Origin of the sequence: Neobacillus drentensis NBRC 102427 (genome assembly GCF_001591445.1) — a bacterium.
Classification (GTDB): Bacteria; Bacillota; Bacilli; order Bacillales; family Cytobacillaceae; genus Neobacillus; species Neobacillus drentensis.
The window spans coordinates 1-2,423 of sequence record NZ_BCUX01000122.1; the positions used below are offsets into that span (position 1 = coordinate 1).

Here is a 2,423-nt window from a genome sequence, read left to right on the forward strand (position 1 = left end):
CTTCAATAAGAAAAAGCATTACCGTCGTTCTAGTAATGCACCTGTTAGTTGAAGAAGAAAGCTAATAAAAGAGGCTTTGCTTAATGAAACTTTATTATATAATAATAAATGATAAATCGAATGTGCTAGGGGAAACTATGGAACAGTTTACTTATCAAGTACCTGAAAAGGTTCATATTTCAACAATAATACCAATAATAAACGAACATGGGGAAGCTGTATTCGAAATAAGAAAAAAGCAACATAAATTCCTTGCCCGTATCGTCCACAACTCAATACGCTATGGCATACCCTATTGTTACAAAATAGCCAACGTGAATGGAGAACTACTTTATACCATAGACTGTGCGTTTCCTGGTATTGGGTACAAAATGACTGACCATTTATCTTCCCAAACCGTTTCGATTGCTTCACATAGAGTCCAATTAATTGAAAAAGGCTTTCATTTTAGAATAGGTAACCATGAATTTCTTTTTGAAAAAAATCATACGGGTGCTGGTTACTTAAAATGCGACAATAAACAAGTAGCCATTGTTTCCATGCCTATTAAAACAGATATTTCATTGTTGAAAAAATCGGAATTGGATACTATTATTATACGGTCAACGACGCAGGAAGTCGCTGGTCTTGCTGCCGTATTATTTCATACGTTTTATTATTACGCCACTTAAAAGTAATTTACAAAAATCAAGCTGTTCTTCAACTAAACTGCCCTTTAGTTGAACAAGAAAAAGAGTCGCAGCTTTAACTCTTGGTTAAACTCAATTACCGTTAGTTTAAGTACACTTTTTAACAATCAGCTTTTACATTGAAAAAATCCAACAAAAAAGTGCGATATTCCTTCTTGGATGAACGCACTTGTTATTGAAGAAAATAACTTATTATTTTCCCCTACTTAGCTGTCTAGAGACTTTTTTGTAAATATACCAATTAGGGTGATGATAATACCGTTTACAGCAAATAAAAAACTATATGATACCATTAACATTCCAGTTCCAAATCCACCAGGGTCAAAAGGACTTACACTTATCCCTGTACCAAAGAAGACTAAAGGAGTTAAAAGCAAGATAATTATTCCTGCCCAAATTCTTTTCTTCTTATTTTTCCCAGAAATTTTGAAAGCAATGAAGTTTGTTAGGCATAGGGCAATCACGATTATTAAAAGCAATATAACCTCTATATAAACCACCCCTTTTTTCTAAATTTTAACATATTTTTATTTACTTTTAACTTTTTATTGAGTAACCTGCCATTTTGTTCAATAAAAAAAGCTGCCAAATGACAGCCTGATCTGCAACTATTGCACCTGTTAATTTAAGTGCATTTCTTCACAATCTTTAATTATTTATTAGATGAACAATTTATACAATGGCGCCGTTCCATATTTCTGTTTTGTACATACTTTGTAATTACGAATGGAAAGTACGCTCTGTAGTTAGCAGATGGTGTACGGAGCTGGTTTTGCTCTAATCGTTGTATTGTTATCCTTTTAATCATCATTGGAGCAGCTTTGTATTAAAAGAGACACCAATAATTGCTGGAGGTGTGAAAAACAACACACCTGTCCAATCCACTATTTTGTAGATACATAATTCATTTCAAAAAAGACTATTAAAATGCAAAAAAAATAAGATAAATTAAAAGGGGCAAAGTACATGATCAACGTTTTATTTGTATGCTTGGGGAATATTTGCCGTTCACCTATGGCTGAAGCTTTGTTTCGCGACTCAATCAAAAAAGAAAATTTGCCTAACAAAATCGCTGTTGATTCCGCTGCAACCAGTTCATGGCAAATCGGCTTCCCTCCGCACGAGGGAACTCTCGATATTCTAAAGAAATACAATATCTCTTCTGATAGGCTTGTTGGACGCAAACTAAAGAAAGAAGACTTTTGGAAGTTCGACTATATTATCGGTATGGACGAAAGCAACATAAAAAATATTTACAGAATAACCGGCAAGCATAATCATCCAAAGATCATTAGGATGCTCGACCTGACCAAATACAAGAAAGATGTCCCCGATCCATTTTTTACAGGTGATTTTGATGAAACCTATCGTCTTATTTCAGTCGGCTGCCGGGCATTACTCAAGAAAATACGCAGCGAACAAAACTTATAACAACAAGGCATGCATCTTAATCCGACGATCAAACAAGTTTCTATTCCACTGAACCAATTTTATGAAATTGTATATAAAACGATAAAATAATAGCAATTACCACAATAAAGAGGGACAACAATCCCTTCTCCAACAACAAAAAAACCTCCCTTTTCATTTATACCATCTTAAACAATCTGGCCCTATTGTTGAAAAAAAGCTAATGACGTTTGGTCAACCAACCTGCTTCGTTACTTCAATAAGATTGTTCCTGTAATGTACCCGTTTGTTGAAGAGTTAAAAAGGAATTTCCCCAGTAAAAAA

Annotated in this window: 4 protein-coding genes; 3 read left to right on the top strand and 1 reads right to left on the bottom strand. The window is 34.1% G+C overall.

Features of this window, described 5'->3' with window-relative positions; all coding sequences use genetic code 11:
• The first annotated feature begins 137 nt into the window (after positions 1 to 137).
• Entirely contained in the window at positions 138 to 671 is a 534-nt protein-coding gene (locus BDR01S_RS24410) for a tubby C-terminal domain-like protein (protein WP_157406259.1), read from the top strand.
• A 224-nt stretch (positions 672 to 895) separates the two neighbouring features.
• Here BDR01S_RS24410 and BDR01S_RS24415 read toward each other — a convergent pair whose 3' ends face one another.
• Positions 896 to 1,168 carry a hypothetical protein gene (locus tag BDR01S_RS24415; RefSeq protein ID WP_066363400.1) on the bottom strand — a complete coding sequence of 91 codons (273 nt, stop codon included), beginning with the start codon at positions 1,166 to 1,168 and terminating at the stop codon, positions 896 to 898.
• Positions 1,169 to 1,442: 274 nt separating this feature from the next.
• Here BDR01S_RS24415 and yjcZ point away from each other — a divergent pair, with 274 nt between their 5' ends.
• Both yjcZ and BDR01S_RS24420 read left to right on the top strand, forming a co-directional pair.
• Positions 1,443 to 1,493: a sporulation protein YjcZ gene (yjcZ, locus tag BDR01S_RS26705; RefSeq protein WP_157406260.1), complete on the top strand. Its 51-nt coding sequence runs from the start codon at positions 1,443 to 1,445 to the stop codon at positions 1,491 to 1,493.
• A 162-nt stretch (positions 1,494 to 1,655) separates the two neighbouring features.
• Entirely contained in the window at positions 1,656 to 2,120 is a 465-nt protein-coding gene (locus BDR01S_RS24420; RefSeq protein ID WP_066254174.1) for a low molecular weight protein-tyrosine-phosphatase, read from the top strand.
• The last annotated feature ends 303 nt before the right edge of the window (positions 2,121 to 2,423 follow it).